We start from the raw sequence: 14,776 nt of genomic DNA, 5'->3' as shown, positions 1-14,776 counted from the left end.
ACAGGCTGGAACTCTTGGAACTTCCACGTGGAAGTTCGCCGTGCTCCAAGAGTGCGCCTACTTCCACGTGGAAGTCAACGTCCAACTCGAACCCAGGCATGAAAAAAGCCCCACCCGGCGGGGTGGGGCAGGTAAATGCGCAGATCAGGAGGGGATGACGTACTCCAGAACGTAGTTGGAGCTGTCCAAAACCATCTCATTGACCTCAACGATGCGACCGGACTCCTCGGCGGCGTACCGTCGAATCTCGATCACAGGCGTCCCTCGCTCGATCTTCAGGAGCTCCTTCTCGCTCTTGCTCGGCATGCGCGACCGGACCTCCTCCCTGAAGAGCGTCGGCCCGTGACCGATCTCCTCCAGCCGCTTATAGATGCCGCCCGGGCCGGTGTCCGTCTCGGCGATCGGCGTGCCGTCGGCCAAGTCGGCGGGGATGTACGACATCGCGCACATCACAGGCTTTTCCCCAAGGTCGTATCGGCGGATCCGGATGACAACTCCGTCGCCTCGCTCAAGACCGAGGAGGGCCGCGACCCTGCTGTCGGCGACGGAACGGCGAACCTGCGGGTCCGCAACGCGCGGCTCACCGTCAATGACGTCTGCCGTCCACATCGACTTGCCGGAACCCCAGACCTCCTTCGAGAGGCGCTTGTTCGCCGGCCGGACGATGCGCTGGAACTTTCGCACTCGCGTCGGCGCGCCCTGCCGGGACTCAGTCAGTCCTTCATCGCGGAGGATCTGAAGGGCTTTCCAGGCGGTGTCACGGCTGACCTTGTAGGTAGCGATGAGCTCCTTCTCGCCGGGGACCTTGTCGCCGGGCGCGAGTTCACCACTCTCGATACGCGATCGCAGCTGGTCCGCGATGGCCTCGTACCCCAAGCTGCCGTCGCCCTTCTTGCTCGCCAAGACGCCTCCAAAAAGCTCTCGCGTGCGTCGGGCATAGCCGGTTCGACCGAGCCGCTTGACTTCCACGTGGAAGTCGAGGACCGTCTATTCCAGTAGTTCCACGTGTACGCACAGCCACTGACGTTAGAGGCGCAGGTCAGCGGGCTAGTTCTGCCTGCGCGCTCTGTACCAACTGTACGCACAACATCCACGTGGAACGCCAGTGCCCAACAGGACGAAGGGGTTCCATGCCTGAATCCGACGAGCGCACCGCGCTCTACCGCCTTTACGACGAGGACGACCGACTCCTCTATGTCGGCATCAGCAGCGAGCCGAAGAAGCGAATGAAGGCCCACGCCGCCGACAAACCCTGGTGGCCCGAGGTCGCGACGCGCGACTTCGAATGGTTCGACACCAGGGCCGAGGCCGCCGACGCCGAAGTCGAAACCATTCGCCGCGAGCAGCCGGCGTACAACCACACCCACAACACGGCTGCCGTTCTCGCGCTGTTGCCCGCGGTTGATGAGGAACCGCTTCGGCCTCGACCTGTTGCGGTGGCCGCCGACAATCGCAGCGTCGCCGAGCGCATGGCTGCCGACATTCGCCCCGTCATCATGGCCGGGGACATGCCGGTCGGCTCACGCTTCCCCTCTACGCAGGACCTGATCACTCAGTTCCGAACCTCGAACGTCACCGTGCAGCGCGGCCTCCGCATCCTGAAGGACGAAGGCTTCGCCGTTGGCCGCTCCGGATCGGCCGTTTACGTGACCTCGCCCGCACCGCAGCACCTCGACGACCCGAGCCAGCATGTCGAGACGGAAGTCGCCAGCGAAGAGGTGACTCCCCCACGTCGTGTCGCGCAGGCTCTGGCCATCGAGGACGGCGATCTCGTTCAGCGGGTGGACACGCTCGTGCAGTCAGACGGCCGGCCGATACGAATGGTCTCGACGTACCAGCGCCTACACGGCGCAGGCGGCGTTCCCGCTGAGACCTTGGATCAGATATCAGTCCGGCCGCCGACCACTGCCGAGCTGCTGGCCTTGCAGCTCTCGCAGGAGGTCCCTGTCATGCAAGTCTTCCGGCAGGTTCTCGATGGTGACGGGCATGCGCTTGAGGTGCAGAGTTTCGTCGAGCCCGGAAACCTCTGCCTCCGGCAGTACCGGACACCTTTCCCCCAAGACGTAGGGGAGGAGCCACGTGACTAGCGCTCCCGAACGTACCGCCCTCTACCGCCTCTACGACGGCACCGACCAGTTGCTCTACGTCGGGATCACCCTCGACCCCGAAGCACGCTGGGAGCGGCACGCGTACTGGATGTGGTGGTGGCCGCGGGTCGCCCGCAAGGACATCCGATGGCTCGACACATCCTGGCGTGACGCGCTGGACCTGGAACGGGACACGATCAGGGCCGAGCGACCCGCCCACAACGGCACCCACAATCACGAGATGGCGCCGTTCGACCCGCTGACGTGGCCCGACATTGACGCCCCGACGCGCCAGAAGTCCGCCGCTCTCGCCGAGTTGATCCGCTCGGAGATCACCTCAGGCAGGTGGCAGCCGGGAGATCGGATCCCGAACACGTCCGACCTTGCCGCGGCATCAGCGGTTTCGAAGGGCACCGTGGAGCGCGCCTTCCGTGAGCTGGTCGCCGACGGTTCACTCCTGCGCCTCCACGGCCTTGGCACCTTCATCAGGACCAGCCTCACAAAGGTTGCACCCAACCGGGTGCTCGCCCCGAGATGAACCGACCGTCGCCTTCCAGCCGTCCTGCACGAGTGAGCCTGCATGAGTCTCGGTGAGGCGTTCCGAGGCCCTCCGAGGTTCTCCGAGATCTCCGGGTTCCGGATCTCGATGGCCGGTTCTGCCAGCCCGCTACGTTGAAAGAGTGGTCCACGCCACTCAACAAGCTGTTCCAACTCCCGTACCGCTGGGGCCAATCTGACCCCTGGAACGCGAACGGCCGGACGGTTCGCACCCGTCCGGCCTGTTCGACCAGCGAGTTCCCGCTCGCTGATCAGCGACTCAACCCATCCCTGAATTGAGGTCTGCCATGAGCTTAGCAACCCGTGCCGTCGACTGCGCCGGTCGGCAGCGCCCTACGTCGTCGATGCTCCTCGACACTCCGCTCCCTCAGCTGCTCGCCGATCTGGACGTGGAGTTGGTGGAGACGCGGATCTCGGAGCCGACGCTCACCGGCTACCTGGCTATCCGTCGTGACGGTCACCGGGTCCTGGCGATGCCGCTGGGCCGGCCGTCGTGGGAGCGGGATATCGCGGCCCGCGTGATCCTCGCGGAGGCGTTCGACCTGCCGCGGCCGGCGCTGCCGGCAGCCCTCGAAGTCTCCCGTTCCTGATCTCCAATTGGCACCGGGATCAGCCGACTTGAGTCCCGTGAGCAACTAGAATTGGCAACAAAAAGCAGAGGCCGGACGGTCACCACCGTCCGGCCATTCTGCGTATCGAGCGGGTCATCACCCCGCCGCGTTCGCACCCACCTACGAAGTAAGGCACTGAGCATGACCATACCGATGAAGCCTCCTTGTCGCCAGCGATCGGCCGGCTGGTGAGGACGCACCGTTCGCGGCCGAAGTCGGGCGGCTGGACTCCCGTCAGCAACGAGCACGTCGCTCGGAACTACGCGCTGAGCCTGAAGGCGAAGGGGCTCCTCTTGACGCTGCTCTCCTACCCGGACGACTCCGACATGACGACCGAGCGGCTAGTCGGCCTGCACGAGAAGGCGGGCGGCAAGGGCGAGGGCGAGTACGCCGTGCGCGCCGCACTGAAGGAGCTTCGAGAGGCAGGCCTGGTCGCCCACGTGAGGGCCAAGGGCGAGGACGGCAAGTGGCGGACGACGACTGCGGTAAGTGACACTCCGCAAGGGCTATCGCTGCTGCTCAGGCCGCCTGCTCCGGGGTGAGGTTTTCAGGAGTCCCGCTCGGCAGGAGTCCTGCTGGATGGGACTCTTGAAAGTGAGGGGTCTTCTTAGAAGAGGGTTACCTAGAAGAGGACTGGCTTAAAAAACTGCTCCCTCGAAGAGGGCAAGCCTCCTGGCTTGCTCGCCGTGTTTCGCGCGCGAGGCGGCAGGCAGGCGAGCGGGCGGGATCGACGGCGAGCTGAACTTCAACTGAGCGTCACGACGCGGCTGACGCGGTTCCTGCGGTAGCCGCCAGCTCGCGCCTCAGGCTGCCACCCTGTGCACGCGCCACGGCCCTGCCTCGACGCGAGGTGGGGGCCGTGGCGCGTGGCCGGCGGGAGTGCCGCGTTAGGGGTGCCGATATAGCGCGGTCCGGTCAGCCATTCTCTTCGCCTTCCTCTGCTGCGCGCTTTTTGGTTCGTGGGGTCCGGCTGTGGCCGCGGGCGATGCCGCTGACGCGTTCGGGTTTGACGCCGAGGTGGGGCGCCATGTCGGTGTAGCTGATTCCGTCGCGTTCGTGGAGGGTGCGGATGACGTGCTGTCTCTGTTCCCGTAGCCAGCGCTGTAGTTCGGGGACGGCGTTGAGCGCCTCGGTGAGGGCTTGGGCGCGTTCGATGCTTTCGGGGCCGGTGAGTGCGGTGAGCTGCTGGAACGGTTTGGGTGGAGTGTCCATTACCCGAAGTTAGTGGGTACCCGCTAAAGAATCAAGGGCCGCCCGCTTGACGCGTTTGATGGGTACCCACTAATTTCGAAGTAGAGCAAGACAGCAGGAACCCCTTGAAAACACCACACGGAACGACACCTCAACAGGGAGTTCACGACATGGCGAAGTTCAGCTGGACGGGCCACATCTCCGATCACCGCGACCAGAACGACAAGGAGGACCGGGAGGCACTCCTGAAGCACGGCCTGGACACGTCGATCAAGCACGAGGTCGACGGGACGATCAAGTACACGATCAGCGGCGACGAGGACACCGTCTCGAAGTGGGGCCGAATCATCGGCGGCAGCTGAGCGCACCGTGGGGGGCCGGGCTTCCCCGGCCCCCCACGCAAGGCACGGCCCCTGGGAACCCGATCAGCCGAACCGACGACGAGAGGACCCGTCATGGACACCACCTACGTCACCTTCGGCTATGGCGTGTACGTCGGCTCGGACGCCGAGGAGACGGATCGGATCGACGAAGTCCTGGAGGCGATCAAGGATCAGTGCCCCGACGTGCGCTACGCGGTCGGCGGCTCCAACCAGGGCGAGACGGTTTTCCTGGTTGCGTACAGCGAGGAGGTCGAGTCCGGCGGGTACCAGAGCGCGGCGGGGATCTCCCCGGATCGGCAGGCCGGCTGGGATGTTCAGCTCGCGCACGCGATCCGCGTCCTCGGCTACACCTGCGAGCGGCCCGCCTGGCTGTGCATCACCGAGCTGTCCTGACCGCCGGTCCACCCCGAGCCCCCGACCACTCTGGTTCGGGGGCTTCGTCATGCCCGCCTGCCGTCGAGGCCGAGGGACTGCCGGACGTCGGCTAGCCGGCCCGCCCGTCGTCTTCGTTGTCGGCGGGTGCCGCGACTTCCCCGCTGCCGCCGCAGACGTCGCAGGTGACGGTGGTCTCGTTGCCGTCCTGGTCCCGCACGGTGATGGTCCCGCCGTTGCAGCTGGCGTTGGTGCACGGGGGCATGCGGGCCTCCAGGAGCCGCCGGGTGAGGTTGATCAGCCGCCCGTACCGCCAGTCCTGCTCGAGGGCGGGAATGTGCTCTCTGTCGACCCAGCCCATGCACGTCTCCTTCGCCTCGGCCAGCGTGCTCCTGTCTGCCGGGTTGGCGCAACGCGCTTGCAGGGATGGCGTGTTGGGGCATGGTGCGTGCCAGCCGGATAGGTTTTCAGTATTGACATCCCCCTGCCTGTGACGCAGGCTGTGAGCCTCAACCTTTTCAGTATTGAGAACTCGCCGATGGGGGAACGACCATGAATGACCGCCTCACCGCCCGCCACGAGCAGGACCTCCGCGACCTCGACCCGGTCAAGCACCCCGACATCGCCGCCCTGCTCTCCAAGATCGACGGGCAGCGCAACGTCATTCGCGGAAAGGACGCCAAGATCGAGCGGCAGCAGACGCGGCTGCGCACCGGCCACGAGCAGCTGGCCGAGCACAAGAAGACGATCGAGAGGCAGGACCGGGTGATCGCCGAGCAGGCCGACGAGATCCAGGCGCTGCGCGACCAGCTCGCCCACCTGCAGAACGCCCCGGAAGGCAGCCACTGATGGACCGCGATGACAGCAGGCCCCTCACCGGGGATGAGCCCACCGAGTCGATGACCGTCGCCGACGTGATGAACCACTACAACGAGCGCGCGATCGGCGTGATCCACGGGGAGCGCTACACGTTCGTCTCCGGCTATGGCGTAGCCGACCCGACGCCGCTGCCAGGTGGCGGTAGCGGAGAGCGCCTGGTCTACCTGACGGACTGCTACGGCGACGAAATCCCCGGCACGCTCACCCCCCGCACGAAGAAGCACCTGATCCGCCTCCGCATCGTCACCAACGACTAACCACGGGGAACCCCATGAACCGCATCAAGCTCTACGAAGGAACCGGCCACTACAAGCAGCGCGTGGGCTGGTTCGACCTGGACGCCGCCACCCTGATCCTCGTCGAGGACCAGAAGTGGGACGGCAACAACTGGCTCGGCACCGTGTCCGGCCTGCAGACCTCCCGCGCGGAGCTGTACCGCACCAAGGGCGGTCGCTGGGTCTCGCACGAGGACGCCACCCGCGAGTACGACGGAGACGACAGCTGGGCGTCCCTCACCGGTGAGGAGGCCCGCGAGTGGATGATCCAGTGCGGTGACAGCGACGCGGAGAAGGCCCTGGCGCAGTGGTTCCCCGACACTCCGGACGAGTCCGAGCCGGACCCCAGGGGTGGGCGGCCGGCCATCGGACCCGCCATCAACGTCGCCTACCCCGAGGAGCTGCTGGAGAGGGTCGACGCTGCGGCGAAGGCGGACAAGGTCTCGCGGGCCGAGTGGCTGCGCCGAGCGGCCGAGAAGGCGCTGCCCTAGCCGGACCGTCCGAGCAACACCGCGCCCTCGCGCCCTGGTTGGGTGCGAGGGCGTCGCCTTGCGCGGGCCGTGGCGGCATTCACCGCCGCCTGGCGGGCCCGTAGGGCGTCTGCCATGCCGGGCGCCCGTCACGGCGTGGGAGGGGCGGACGCGGGCGCTGGGGCGGCTGCACGGGGTCGCCGTTGGTGTCGACCCACTCGCCACCGCGGAGGGCGTCACGGAGGAGCTCGAGGGAGCGGGCCGCCACTTCGACGCTCTGCCGGTATGCGCCGGCCAGGGCGTTGGTGAACGCCTCGACGTCGGGGACGATCTCGACGGTGGCAACGTCCCCGTGGATCTCGATGCCGCTGATCCCCTCAAGGCGCCCCCATCCCTCGCCGCCAGCCTCTGTCCCAACGGGCGCTATCCACACCTCGGGTTCGGCTGCGGGCCGGCTGCGCATGGCGTCGTCGCTGACGGTGTCGTCCTCGAGGGCCTGGTCGATCTGGTCGAGGATGTCGTCGGAGTTCACGGCTGCTCCTGCGGGTTGTTCACCGCGTCGCTGCTGGTCGGCGGATTGTCCAGGGTTGTTCGGGGGACTGTCCGTCGGGGTGCGGTGCCGTCGGCGAGTCGCTTCCGGATCCCTTCCAGTGCTGCGGCTGACGGCGGCGTGTTGATCGCCCGGTCGTAGGCGTTGGCCCCGGCGCGCTCTTCGATGGCGTCGTGCGCGGCCGTCGGGTCGGGGCAGTCTGCGCGACGGCAGGTGACGTAGCCGCCGTCGGCGAGCATGAGGCTCTCGCCTCCGCAGGCTGGGCACTGGCCATCGACGTCGGGCAGGTCGGCGGCGGCTTCGAGTTCGGCTTTCACGGCGAGGAGGACGGCAACCGCAACGGTCTGCCGGGTGGAGAGGCGCAGCCATTCGCCGTGGGCTTGGAGGGCGGGGCCAACTGCGTTGACGGCACGGGCTTTCAGGTTGGGTGGGATGTGGGCGAGGTGCTCGACGAAGTCGCCGATGGCTCGGGCGATCACGGCTTCATCGGCGCCGCCGGTCGCTTGGGTCGCTGTCTCGTCGCGGCCGGGCTGGTCGTCGCGCATGGCGCCCCAGTCGACGTCGAGGTGGGCGTGCCCGTGCTCGAGCCGGCGGACGACCGCGGGGGCGGCGACTTGGTCCTCGGACTCGAAGGCGATCACCTGCTGGCCCGGCTGCACGGTGACGCCGTCGGGCAGGTGGACGGGCACGAGGCCGTCGGGGGTGCGGGAGTTGAGGTCGATCTCTAGGCGGACGGGCTCGGTCACTGGAACCCCCCGACTGCCTGGACGGCTTCGTGGAGCACGTTGCTGATCTCCTCCAGTCCGGCGTGCATGACGTCGAGGTCGGGGTCGGCGAACTGCGTCTGGCCGTGTTCCATGCGGGCGGCCAGGTCGGGGTTGCCGTTGATCCACATGTCGCGGGCGGTGATGAAGAGACGCGCACGCGCGTTGAAGATCAGGTCGGCGGGGTGGCAGGCGATCACGGTGTGGGTCATGCGGCGTCCTTCCGGGCGTTGGCGGGTGGGATGAGTCCGCGGCGTCGGGCGACGTCGACGGCTGCGGCCCGGCGGTGCTGCTTAGGTAGTTCAGTGACGCCGAGGCGCCGGTAGCCCTCGGAGAGCCGGGCGGAGACTTGCTGGGTGGTGGTGTCGAGCCGGCGGGCGACAGTCGCGATGCTGGCGCCGTCGGCGGCGGCGGCGAGGACTTCGGCCTGCCGGGCCGTGAGGGGCTGTCTGGCGGGCCCTGGGCGCCGTCTAGGGCGGCCCTCGAGGATTCCCGCCCGAACGCCGAGGAGGATGGCGTGAGGGGTGCTCAAGGCGCCAAGACGGAACCGGGCGCGGGTCAGGGCGTCGTTGACGGCCTGGCGGCTGGTGAACAGCTGCTCGCCGATCTCCTCGTGCGTGAACCCGTTCGCGATGAGGGTGAGGACTTCAAGCTCGCGGGCGGTCAGCTGGACGGTCACCGCTCTCCTCCCCCGATGACGGCTGCTGCGACGGCGAGCCATGCTTTGTGCCAGGACTGGTCCATGAGGTAGCCGGCGTTGGGGTCGCGCTGGAGCCAGCCGGCGTGTCCGGTGGCGGCGGCGAGGCGGACGATGCCGCGGGGTTCGTCGTCGCACCAGTGGCCGCCTTGCCGGTCGGCGATGTAGTGGGTGGCCGCGGAAATGGCGAGTCCGGCGGCGGCCCGCTTCCAGCTGATGCGCAGATCCAGGAGCCGGTTGGCGGCGGCGAGGGTGATCGCCTGGGTGGCGGTGTAGGTGGCGACGTGGGTGGCGCAGGCGCGGATGCCTTCGGCGCCGGACTTGCCCTTGGTGACGGCTTGGGCGTCGATCTGTACGACGTGGTCCCCAAAGTCGTGGCTGATCATCAGGGCTGCCCAGGCGGCTGCGGTACGGGCGGCGGGACTGGTCACGGCTTCTCCTCGTTGATCGTCGCTGGCCCGAGCCATTCGCCGGCGAATTCGACGGTCTCCTTCTGGTCCCACTGCTCTTCGCTGATCGCTCGCCGGTGCTGGCCGATGGGGGGCTCGTCGGAGAGCAGGTCGATGATCCGGTCGACGGCGCGCTCCACGGCATCTCCGCAGGGTTCGGGTGCGGGGGTGGTCATGCGGGCCTCCGGGTGGTCTTGCTGCCGGTTTTGATCGTCCCGTTGGGGTGGAGGTGGCCGTCGGCGTCGGCGAGCATGCGGACAGCGCGGGCGATGACGTCGCGGCGGGATTCGCCCCGGTAGCAGCGGGTGAGGATCTGGTCGGTCGCCTCATCCGGGGTGATCGACTTCGGGCGGTGGACGGTCGTCACGGCTGGCCTCCGTTGAGTCGGGCGCGCACCCATTCGGCGTCGGATTCGGCAACGTGCGCTCCGGCACTGCGGGCGACGATGATCTGCATCGGCTGGCCGTCGCCGTCGCGGGTGAGGCCAACGAACGCGGCCCAGGGCTGGCCGTGTTCGGGCGGCATGTGCCCGTCGGGGCAGTACGGGCAGCCGGGGCTGCCGAGGTACAGGGCGGGGTCGGTGGGCTCGGGGTCGTCCCACACGATCCGGGTTGCGCCGCCGTGGCCGTGGACGTGCTCGGCGTGGGCGATGTCGTCCCAGTGGACGGTGGACGGTCGTTCGCCGAGCCAGCGCACGGAGGCGGTGCCATCGGTCCAGAGAACGCCTTCGGCGACCCGGCCTGTGCCGGACACGCCGGTCACGTCGTGATCACGCTGGAGGTGGAAGCGGCGGCTCATGAGTGGTCTCCCTTGTCATAGTCGCCGGGGATGGCTTCGAGGAGGGTGTCGATCTCGGTTCGGGCGGCGAGGAGTCTGCGGCGGAGCGTGACGTTGACCGACGGCATCGGCGGTGCCACCTGCGGCGGGTCGTCGCTGAGGAGCAGGCCGACCGGGTCGACGCCGAGGGCTTGTGCGATGCCGAGAAGGGTGTGGAACGGGGCGCGCTGGACGGCGTTCTCGATATTGGCGATCGACGACCGGGACAGTCCGACCGCTTGGCCGAGGTCGGCTTGGGTGTAGCCGCGGGCCTTGCGAGCGGCGATCATCCGCTGGCCGACTTTCAGATACAGGCCGTTGATGGTCGCGTTCGCGGCGGCGAGATCGGGCACGGTGCATGCTCCTGTCGGTTGGGGTGGGGCGGCGGCCGAAACCACCGCCCCGGGGGCTAGTTGGCGGCGGTCTCGTCGCGGACTGCGGCGATCACGGAGGCGCGCAGCTCGGCGGGCATGTCGGGGTGGAACGCGAAGTGGATGCGGACCAGGGCCTTGCCGTCCTCGGCGATGTCGACGCGCTCGCCGCTGGGCTTCAGGTCGTCGGCGCCGAGGTCGACGGCCCAGCGGGACGTGTCGGCCGCGCCCTGGATCAGGTCGTGGATCTTGCGTTGCGCCTCGCCGAACGCCTCGCAGTCGTCGGTCTCCGGGCAGAGGAGACCGTCCCAGGTGACGCCGTCGGCGTCGTTCGGCTGGCCGTTGACATCCGTCGGGGTGTGCTGCGGGGCGAGGCTCACGACCTCGGCGTCGGCCATCATCTCGCCGACGCCCATGAAGTCGGGGTCCTCGGCCAACACGGCGTGCTGGCGGCCGGCTTCGGCACGAAGGTCATCGTCGGTGTACGGGAGATCGGTCATGGTTTCCTCCTGGTCAGTGCTGGGTGATGTGGAGTCGGCGTCGTCCGCCGCCGGGCTGCTGGTCGGGGACGACGTGGTAGCCGGCGGCCTGCAACTCGGCCTGGTACTGGTCGAGTCCGGCGACCTCGCCGGGCCCGTCGTGGAAGACGTGGACCATGCGCCTGCCGTCCTGGGCAACGCGGTAGCCGGGGTACCAGCCGGTGCGCGGGTCGTAGTCGGAGGGTTCGAATCCGCCGTAGGCGAGGACGGCGTCGATGTCGCGGGCGCGGATGACGCGGGGCATCAGCTGGCTGCCATCGAGCGTGTCTCGATCTTCGCCAGCTTCTCGGCGACCAGTTCGGCCGGCTGGTCGGAGAGCGAGGCGAGGGCGACGGCGGCGGTGACCATGACATCGATCAGCTCGTCGCACACGTCGCCGACCGTGTGCGTGATCCCCTTGCGCGGGTTCTGGCCCTGCACGCCGATCCACGCCTGCGCGACCTCACCCGCCTCCTCGGACAGTTTGAGCAGGCGCAGGCTGATCTCCTGCTGGCTGCGGCCGTTCTCCTGGTCGAGCCAGGCGACGAGACGCTGGATGGTCTCCCACTGGGCGGTGTTGAGCATGGGGTTCCTCCTGGTTGATCTACTTGGTGGGTCGGCCGTCCCGAATTCCGCTCGGGACGGCCGGTGTTGCTAGCTGGTGAATCGGCGGACGGTGATCCCGGCGGCTTCGGCGCGGGCCGCGCAATGGCTGGCGCCCCGGGAGCCGTTGCGGATGAACGCGAGGCAGATGTCGGCGCCGAGGTCGACCATGTGCTGGTTGCGGATCGGGCCAGCCTTGCGGCCATGGACGTGCCACGCGGCCGGATGCGCTTCTTCAGTCACCCGCTCGAAGTCGTCCGTGCAGGCGGGCGTGAAGGTTGTGAGCGCCCACGCCTTGGCCATGATGTCGGCGCCGGTCGGGCAGTTACCGTGGACGACGACGAGCGGCTGACCGTGCGGGCGGACAGCGAGAACCTCGTCGAGGGCGCGGCGAACCACGCCGATCTCCTGCCAGTCGCGGCTTCCGGTGACGAGCACCCGGTACGGGCGGGCGGTCATCGACCCTCCCCCGCCCAGTCGCCGCAGTCGCTCCGCGGCGGATCAATGGCGTGTCCGGCCGTACAGCCAGCGGGCCAGCCGGGATCCTCCGGGTACGGGCCCTCCTCGGCCGGCTCGAAGCGCACGCAGGTCTTGCAGGCGCGGACGGCTGGGTTCCGCCAGCAGCGGGCGATGTGCGCGACCATGCGGGCCTTCTTCGCCCGGGTGATCCGGCAGAACGGGCACTGATGCCGGGTCACCACGACCGGGATCGGCAGGGGGACGGCGGTCATCGCCCCTCCCCCGCAGGGATGAGCAGGTCCCGGCCGCATCGGTGGCAGTGTCCGCCGTCGGGGAGGTCGTCGGCGGTGACGGGGATCGGATCGCCGCCGGCCTGGCCGCGGTCGGCGGGGCAGTACAGGCGGTTGAGGCTGCGCTCGAGGTAGCCGGCCACCCGGACGGCGGGCGCCGGCGCCTCGTCGGCCGCGTGGCACGGGCAGATGCAGGGCGCCGCGCAGAACTTGCACTGTGCGGGCGTCTTCGCCCCGGCCTGCCCGGTGCCGCCTGCGCAATAGCCGTGTTCGCCGTGGAGGCAGCTGGTCGACAGGTAGATGTGGCCCGCCTGCTGCGCGTCGTCGGCCATGCGGCGGAGGTCGTCCTCGGCGATCTGGTCGGCCATGCGGCGAAGTGTCTCGATCGCCTCGGTCCAGGCGGCGGGGGCCGACACGAGGGAGTCCAGCGGTCCGAGCGCTGCGAGCCCGTTCGCGGCCTCGCGCAACACGGCGGGCCGGTCGGCGGGCGCGGGGAGGGCGGTCACGGCGTCGCGCAGTTCGTCGATGTCTGCGCCGACGAGCCGCCCCCACGGCTCACTGTCCACGTCTTCGAGGACGTCCCCGAAGCCCTTGGCGTGGGCCTCCAGCCGCTTCGCGATCTTCAGGACCCGTTCGCGGAGGTCGGTGGCGGCGGGCGCAGGCGGCTGGACGGCGTCGAGGGCTTCCGTCAGCTCCTTGAGCGCGGGGGCCACGAACCGCGTCCACGGCGTCAGGTTCGGGGCGTCCGGGTACGGGGTCGACAGGTGCGGCTCGACAGCAATGAGCGCCGAGTTGATGCGGCGGCGGGCCTGCCTGATGCGGTCGGTCATGGGGTTCTCCTGTGGGTCATGGGACGATCGGCGGTGCAGCGCCCGGCTATGACCCGGGCGCTGCGTGCGTTCGGTCACGGGGCGGGGCGGGCGGGCGCGGAGCCGTGCGCGATGAGGGCGAGACCGAACCGCTCGACGTTCCCCCCGAGGCTGATCTCGTTGGCGACGGTCATGACGCCGCGCGTCCAGTCGGCCATCGGCGCAACAGCCGCAGCGGCGCCGCTCGCGTCCTCGGCGGAGGTGAACAAGCCGAGCGCACGGCCCTCGTGATGGGCGAGGACCCATCGGTAGTCGAGGGACGAATCGGCGGGGAGTTCGTAAACGCGGAGTCCGGGAACGGGCTCGGCGGCGTCGACCGTGACGGGGCCGTCGGAGGTGGCGAGTTCAACGGTGGTCATGTGCTGCTCCTTCGGGTCGGGTTGGGGATCACGAGGCGGGGCGGGTGCGGTGGTAGGCGTCGACCGCGGTGTGGCCCAGAACCTGCAGATGCGGGGCCTTCGCCTTGGCCACGGCCAGCGCGTCGTCGTAGTCGGCGAAGCGGTGGGCGGTCGCCATGCCGGGCGCCCACTCGCCGGCCGCGGTGTAGTACTCGTGGCCGTCGGTGACGATCCATCCGCCCGGCCGCAGCTCCACGTACAGGGCGAACGAGCGGTGATTGATGTCGTCCATCGGCAGGACCGACACGGTGTAGCGGGTGATCGAGACGAGCACCTCGGGCTCGCCGGGCTGGACGTGGCCGAGCGCTTCACGGACCTGGCCCATCGTCACCGCGGGCTTCTGGTCGGTCATCGCTGCACCGCCCTGGCGTGCTGCTCGCACTCCCAGTTGGCACCGATGCGCTCGCGGTAGTACGCCATGGTGATCAGCTCGACGGTGATGCCTTCGCGGGCCACACGCTCCCGCTCCCGCTTCGTGCGATGCCAGTGCCGCGACGCCTGGTCGGCCGTCGCGATCACCTCGTCGCCATGGACGGCGACCAAGGCGGAGACGATGCAGCCGCAGGGGCGGCGCTCGAACCAGCCGCAGTCATCAAGCGGGACGAGCTGGCCGTCGACTGTGACGGTGAGTCCAGAAGTCATCGGGTTTCCTCTCGGGTCGGGTTGGGTGGTCACTCGTAGATCCCGGCGTTGCTGTAGGCACTGCGCCGGGCCTGGATCTCGTCGCGGGTGAGCTTCCGGACACGGGCGCGGCTGCGGTCGTCGGCCTCGAACGCGGTGATGGTCCAGACGCCGGGGCCGAGTGGTCCGGCCTGCTTATCGATCTCGATGTCGTCGCCGACGCTCATCTCCTGCAGCATCAGGTCGCCGCCTTCGAGTTCGATCTCGCTGGCGTTGAGGACGAACTCGCCGTTGAGGACGGCTGTCCAGCGCTCGAACTGGCTGACCTCGATGTCGGCCGATCCGTCGTAGTACGAGGCCGGGCCGCCGTAGGTCTCGTGCATCGGGCTGAAGGTGGCGAGGACTTCGCGGAGGGTTTCGGTGAGCTGCTGGATGCGGGGGTCGGTGGTGTCGGTCATGTCGGTTCCTTTCGGGTTGGGTTGGGCTCGAAGTTCAGGAGCGGCCCTAGGAAGGCCTGAGGGAGTCGGGGACTAGAAAAGGTGCAC

Annotated in this window: 31 protein-coding genes; 9 read left to right on the top strand and 22 right to left on the bottom strand. The window is 68.7% G+C overall.

The annotated features are described in order from the left end of the window. Window positions 1-144 precede the first annotated feature (144 nt). Window positions 145-969: a GntR family transcriptional regulator gene (locus tag RBJ77_RS10300; RefSeq protein ID WP_372344690.1), complete on the bottom strand. Its 825-nt coding sequence runs from the start codon at window positions 967-969 to the stop codon at window positions 145-147. Window positions 970-1,130: 161 nt separating this feature from the next. On the opposite strand from RBJ77_RS10300, the gene RBJ77_RS10295 reads away from it, so the two are divergent. From RBJ77_RS10295 to RBJ77_RS10280, 4 genes are all read left to right on the top strand, one after another. Then, window positions 1,131-2,087 carry a GntR family transcriptional regulator gene (locus tag RBJ77_RS10295; protein ID WP_372344689.1) on the top strand — a complete coding sequence of 319 codons (957 nt, stop codon included), beginning with the start codon at window positions 1,131-1,133 and terminating at the stop codon, window positions 2,085-2,087. Continuing rightward, window positions 2,080-2,625, top strand: a complete 546-nt coding sequence (locus RBJ77_RS10290) for a GntR family transcriptional regulator (RefSeq protein WP_372344688.1) — start codon at window positions 2,080-2,082, stop codon at window positions 2,623-2,625. The genes RBJ77_RS10295 and RBJ77_RS10290 overlap by 8 nt, the downstream gene beginning before the upstream one ends. A gap of 307 nt (window positions 2,626-2,932) precedes the next feature. Further along, entirely contained in the window at window positions 2,933-3,235 is a 303-nt protein-coding gene (locus RBJ77_RS10285; RefSeq protein WP_372344687.1) for a hypothetical protein, read from the top strand. A gap of 185 nt (window positions 3,236-3,420) precedes the next feature. Further along, complete coding sequence (locus RBJ77_RS10280; RefSeq protein WP_372344686.1) at window positions 3,421-3,798, top strand: hypothetical protein; 378 nt, start codon at window positions 3,421-3,423, stop codon at window positions 3,796-3,798. Between the two features lie 373 nt (window positions 3,799-4,171). Here the strand turns inward: RBJ77_RS10280 and RBJ77_RS10275 are convergent, their stop codons facing one another. Then, window positions 4,172-4,468 carry a sigma-70 family RNA polymerase sigma factor gene (locus RBJ77_RS10275; RefSeq protein WP_372344685.1) on the bottom strand — a complete coding sequence of 99 codons (297 nt, stop codon included), beginning with the start codon at window positions 4,466-4,468 and terminating at the stop codon, window positions 4,172-4,174. Window positions 4,469-4,617: 149 nt separating this feature from the next. Here RBJ77_RS10275 and RBJ77_RS10270 point away from each other — a divergent pair, with 149 nt between their 5' ends. Beyond that, window positions 4,618-4,809, top strand: coding sequence for a hypothetical protein (locus RBJ77_RS10270; RefSeq protein WP_372344684.1), 192 nt, complete (start codon window positions 4,618-4,620; stop codon window positions 4,807-4,809). A 93-nt stretch (window positions 4,810-4,902) separates the two neighbouring features. Further along, the gene (locus tag RBJ77_RS10265) at window positions 4,903-5,223 is read left to right on the top strand and encodes a hypothetical protein (protein ID WP_372344683.1); all 321 of its coding nucleotides are present in this window, start codon (window positions 4,903-4,905) and stop codon (window positions 5,221-5,223) included. Between the two features lie 91 nt (window positions 5,224-5,314). Here the strand turns inward: RBJ77_RS10265 and RBJ77_RS10260 are convergent, their stop codons facing one another. Beyond that, window positions 5,315-5,563 carry a hypothetical protein gene (locus RBJ77_RS10260; protein WP_372344682.1) on the bottom strand — a complete coding sequence of 83 codons (249 nt, stop codon included), beginning with the start codon at window positions 5,561-5,563 and terminating at the stop codon, window positions 5,315-5,317. A gap of 191 nt (window positions 5,564-5,754) precedes the next feature. Here RBJ77_RS10260 and RBJ77_RS10255 point away from each other — a divergent pair, with 191 nt between their 5' ends. Genes RBJ77_RS10255 through RBJ77_RS10245 form a run of 3 tightly spaced genes read left to right on the top strand, consistent with a single transcriptional unit; the run spans window position 5,755 to window position 6,847 of the window. Next, window positions 5,755-6,051 (top strand): hypothetical protein, encoded by a 297-nt coding sequence (locus tag RBJ77_RS10255; RefSeq protein WP_372344681.1) that lies wholly within the window; start codon window positions 5,755-5,757, stop codon window positions 6,049-6,051. Next, entirely contained in the window at window positions 6,051-6,338 is a 288-nt protein-coding gene (locus RBJ77_RS10250; protein WP_372344680.1) for a hypothetical protein, read from the top strand. The genes RBJ77_RS10255 and RBJ77_RS10250 overlap by 1 nt, the downstream gene beginning before the upstream one ends. A 14-nt stretch (window positions 6,339-6,352) precedes the next feature. Then, entirely contained in the window at window positions 6,353-6,847 is a 495-nt protein-coding gene (locus RBJ77_RS10245) for a CopG family transcriptional regulator (RefSeq protein ID WP_372344679.1), read from the top strand. A gap of 79 nt (window positions 6,848-6,926) precedes the next feature. On the opposite strand, the gene RBJ77_RS10240 is transcribed toward RBJ77_RS10245, so the two are convergent. From RBJ77_RS10240 to RBJ77_RS10150, 19 genes are all read right to left on the bottom strand, one after another. Further along, complete coding sequence (locus RBJ77_RS10240; RefSeq protein ID WP_372344678.1) at window positions 6,927-7,358, bottom strand: hypothetical protein; 432 nt, start codon at window positions 7,356-7,358, stop codon at window positions 6,927-6,929. Next, the gene (locus RBJ77_RS10235; RefSeq protein ID WP_372344677.1) at window positions 7,355-8,065 is read right to left on the bottom strand and encodes a DUF6085 family protein; all 711 of its coding nucleotides are present in this window, start codon (window positions 8,063-8,065) and stop codon (window positions 7,355-7,357) included. Before RBJ77_RS10235 ends, RBJ77_RS10240 begins: the two co-directional genes overlap by 4 nt. 53 nt (window positions 8,066-8,118) lie before the next feature. Next, complete coding sequence (locus RBJ77_RS10230) at window positions 8,119-8,352, bottom strand: hypothetical protein (RefSeq protein WP_372344676.1); 234 nt, start codon at window positions 8,350-8,352, stop codon at window positions 8,119-8,121. Beyond that, the gene (locus RBJ77_RS10225; protein ID WP_372344675.1) at window positions 8,349-8,819 is read right to left on the bottom strand and encodes a LuxR C-terminal-related transcriptional regulator; all 471 of its coding nucleotides are present in this window, start codon (window positions 8,817-8,819) and stop codon (window positions 8,349-8,351) included. The genes RBJ77_RS10230 and RBJ77_RS10225 overlap by 4 nt, the downstream gene beginning before the upstream one ends. Beyond that, entirely contained in the window at window positions 8,816-9,268 is a 453-nt protein-coding gene (locus RBJ77_RS10220; RefSeq protein ID WP_372344674.1) for a hypothetical protein, read from the bottom strand. Before RBJ77_RS10220 ends, RBJ77_RS10225 begins: the two co-directional genes overlap by 4 nt. Next, the gene (locus RBJ77_RS10215; protein ID WP_372344673.1) at window positions 9,265-9,426 is read right to left on the bottom strand and encodes a hypothetical protein; all 162 of its coding nucleotides are present in this window, start codon (window positions 9,424-9,426) and stop codon (window positions 9,265-9,267) included. Before RBJ77_RS10215 ends, RBJ77_RS10220 begins: the two co-directional genes overlap by 4 nt. Before the next feature lie 32 nt (window positions 9,427-9,458). Next, on the bottom strand, window positions 9,459-9,653 hold the full coding sequence (locus RBJ77_RS10210; RefSeq protein WP_372344672.1) for a hypothetical protein: 195 nt from the start codon (window positions 9,651-9,653) through the stop codon (window positions 9,459-9,461). Then, window positions 9,650-10,084, bottom strand: a complete 435-nt coding sequence (locus tag RBJ77_RS10205; protein ID WP_372344671.1) for a hypothetical protein — start codon at window positions 10,082-10,084, stop codon at window positions 9,650-9,652. The genes RBJ77_RS10210 and RBJ77_RS10205 overlap by 4 nt, the downstream gene beginning before the upstream one ends. Continuing rightward, a complete protein-coding gene (locus RBJ77_RS10200) occupies window positions 10,081-10,455 on the bottom strand; it encodes a helix-turn-helix domain-containing protein (RefSeq protein WP_372344670.1) in 375 nt (124 codons plus the stop codon). Before RBJ77_RS10200 ends, RBJ77_RS10205 begins: the two co-directional genes overlap by 4 nt. Before the next feature lie 56 nt (window positions 10,456-10,511). Continuing rightward, window positions 10,512-10,973, bottom strand: a complete 462-nt coding sequence (locus tag RBJ77_RS10195; RefSeq protein ID WP_372344669.1) for a hypothetical protein — start codon at window positions 10,971-10,973, stop codon at window positions 10,512-10,514. 13 nt (window positions 10,974-10,986) lie between these two features. Beyond that, entirely contained in the window at window positions 10,987-11,256 is a 270-nt protein-coding gene (locus RBJ77_RS10190) for a hypothetical protein (RefSeq protein ID WP_372344668.1), read from the bottom strand. Next, on the bottom strand, window positions 11,256-11,576 hold the full coding sequence (locus RBJ77_RS10185; RefSeq protein ID WP_372344667.1) for a MazG-like family protein: 321 nt from the start codon (window positions 11,574-11,576) through the stop codon (window positions 11,256-11,258). Before RBJ77_RS10185 ends, RBJ77_RS10190 begins: the two co-directional genes overlap by 1 nt. A 69-nt stretch (window positions 11,577-11,645) precedes the next feature. Continuing rightward, complete coding sequence (locus tag RBJ77_RS10180; RefSeq protein WP_372344666.1) at window positions 11,646-12,053, bottom strand: SLOG family protein; 408 nt, start codon at window positions 12,051-12,053, stop codon at window positions 11,646-11,648. Beyond that, window positions 12,050-12,325 (bottom strand): hypothetical protein, encoded by a 276-nt coding sequence (locus tag RBJ77_RS10175; RefSeq protein ID WP_372344665.1) that lies wholly within the window; start codon window positions 12,323-12,325, stop codon window positions 12,050-12,052. Before RBJ77_RS10175 ends, RBJ77_RS10180 begins: the two co-directional genes overlap by 4 nt. After that, entirely contained in the window at window positions 12,322-13,173 is an 852-nt protein-coding gene (locus tag RBJ77_RS10170) for a hypothetical protein (RefSeq protein ID WP_372344664.1), read from the bottom strand. The genes RBJ77_RS10175 and RBJ77_RS10170 overlap by 4 nt, the downstream gene beginning before the upstream one ends. 74 nt (window positions 13,174-13,247) lie before the next feature. Beyond that, window positions 13,248-13,571, bottom strand: coding sequence for a hypothetical protein (locus tag RBJ77_RS10165; protein WP_372344663.1), 324 nt, complete (start codon window positions 13,569-13,571; stop codon window positions 13,248-13,250). 28 nt (window positions 13,572-13,599) lie between these two features. Beyond that, a complete protein-coding gene (locus tag RBJ77_RS10160) occupies window positions 13,600-13,962 on the bottom strand; it encodes a hypothetical protein (RefSeq protein ID WP_372344662.1) in 363 nt (120 codons plus the stop codon). After that, window positions 13,959-14,285, bottom strand: coding sequence for a hypothetical protein (locus tag RBJ77_RS10155; RefSeq protein WP_372344661.1), 327 nt, complete (start codon window positions 14,283-14,285; stop codon window positions 13,959-13,961). Before RBJ77_RS10155 ends, RBJ77_RS10160 begins: the two co-directional genes overlap by 4 nt. After that, window positions 14,282-14,689: a hypothetical protein gene (locus tag RBJ77_RS10150; RefSeq protein WP_372344660.1), complete on the bottom strand. Its 408-nt coding sequence runs from the start codon at window positions 14,687-14,689 to the stop codon at window positions 14,282-14,284. Before RBJ77_RS10150 ends, RBJ77_RS10155 begins: the two co-directional genes overlap by 4 nt. Window positions 14,690-14,776 lie beyond the last annotated feature (87 nt).

The sequence above is a fragment of the Streptomyces sp. KL116D genome (genome assembly GCF_030766975.1).
GTDB classification, from domain to species: domain Bacteria; phylum Actinomycetota; class Actinomycetes; order Streptomycetales; family Streptomycetaceae; genus Streptomyces; species Streptomyces longispororuber_A.
This window is presented reverse-complemented; position numbering and strand designations above follow the sequence as displayed.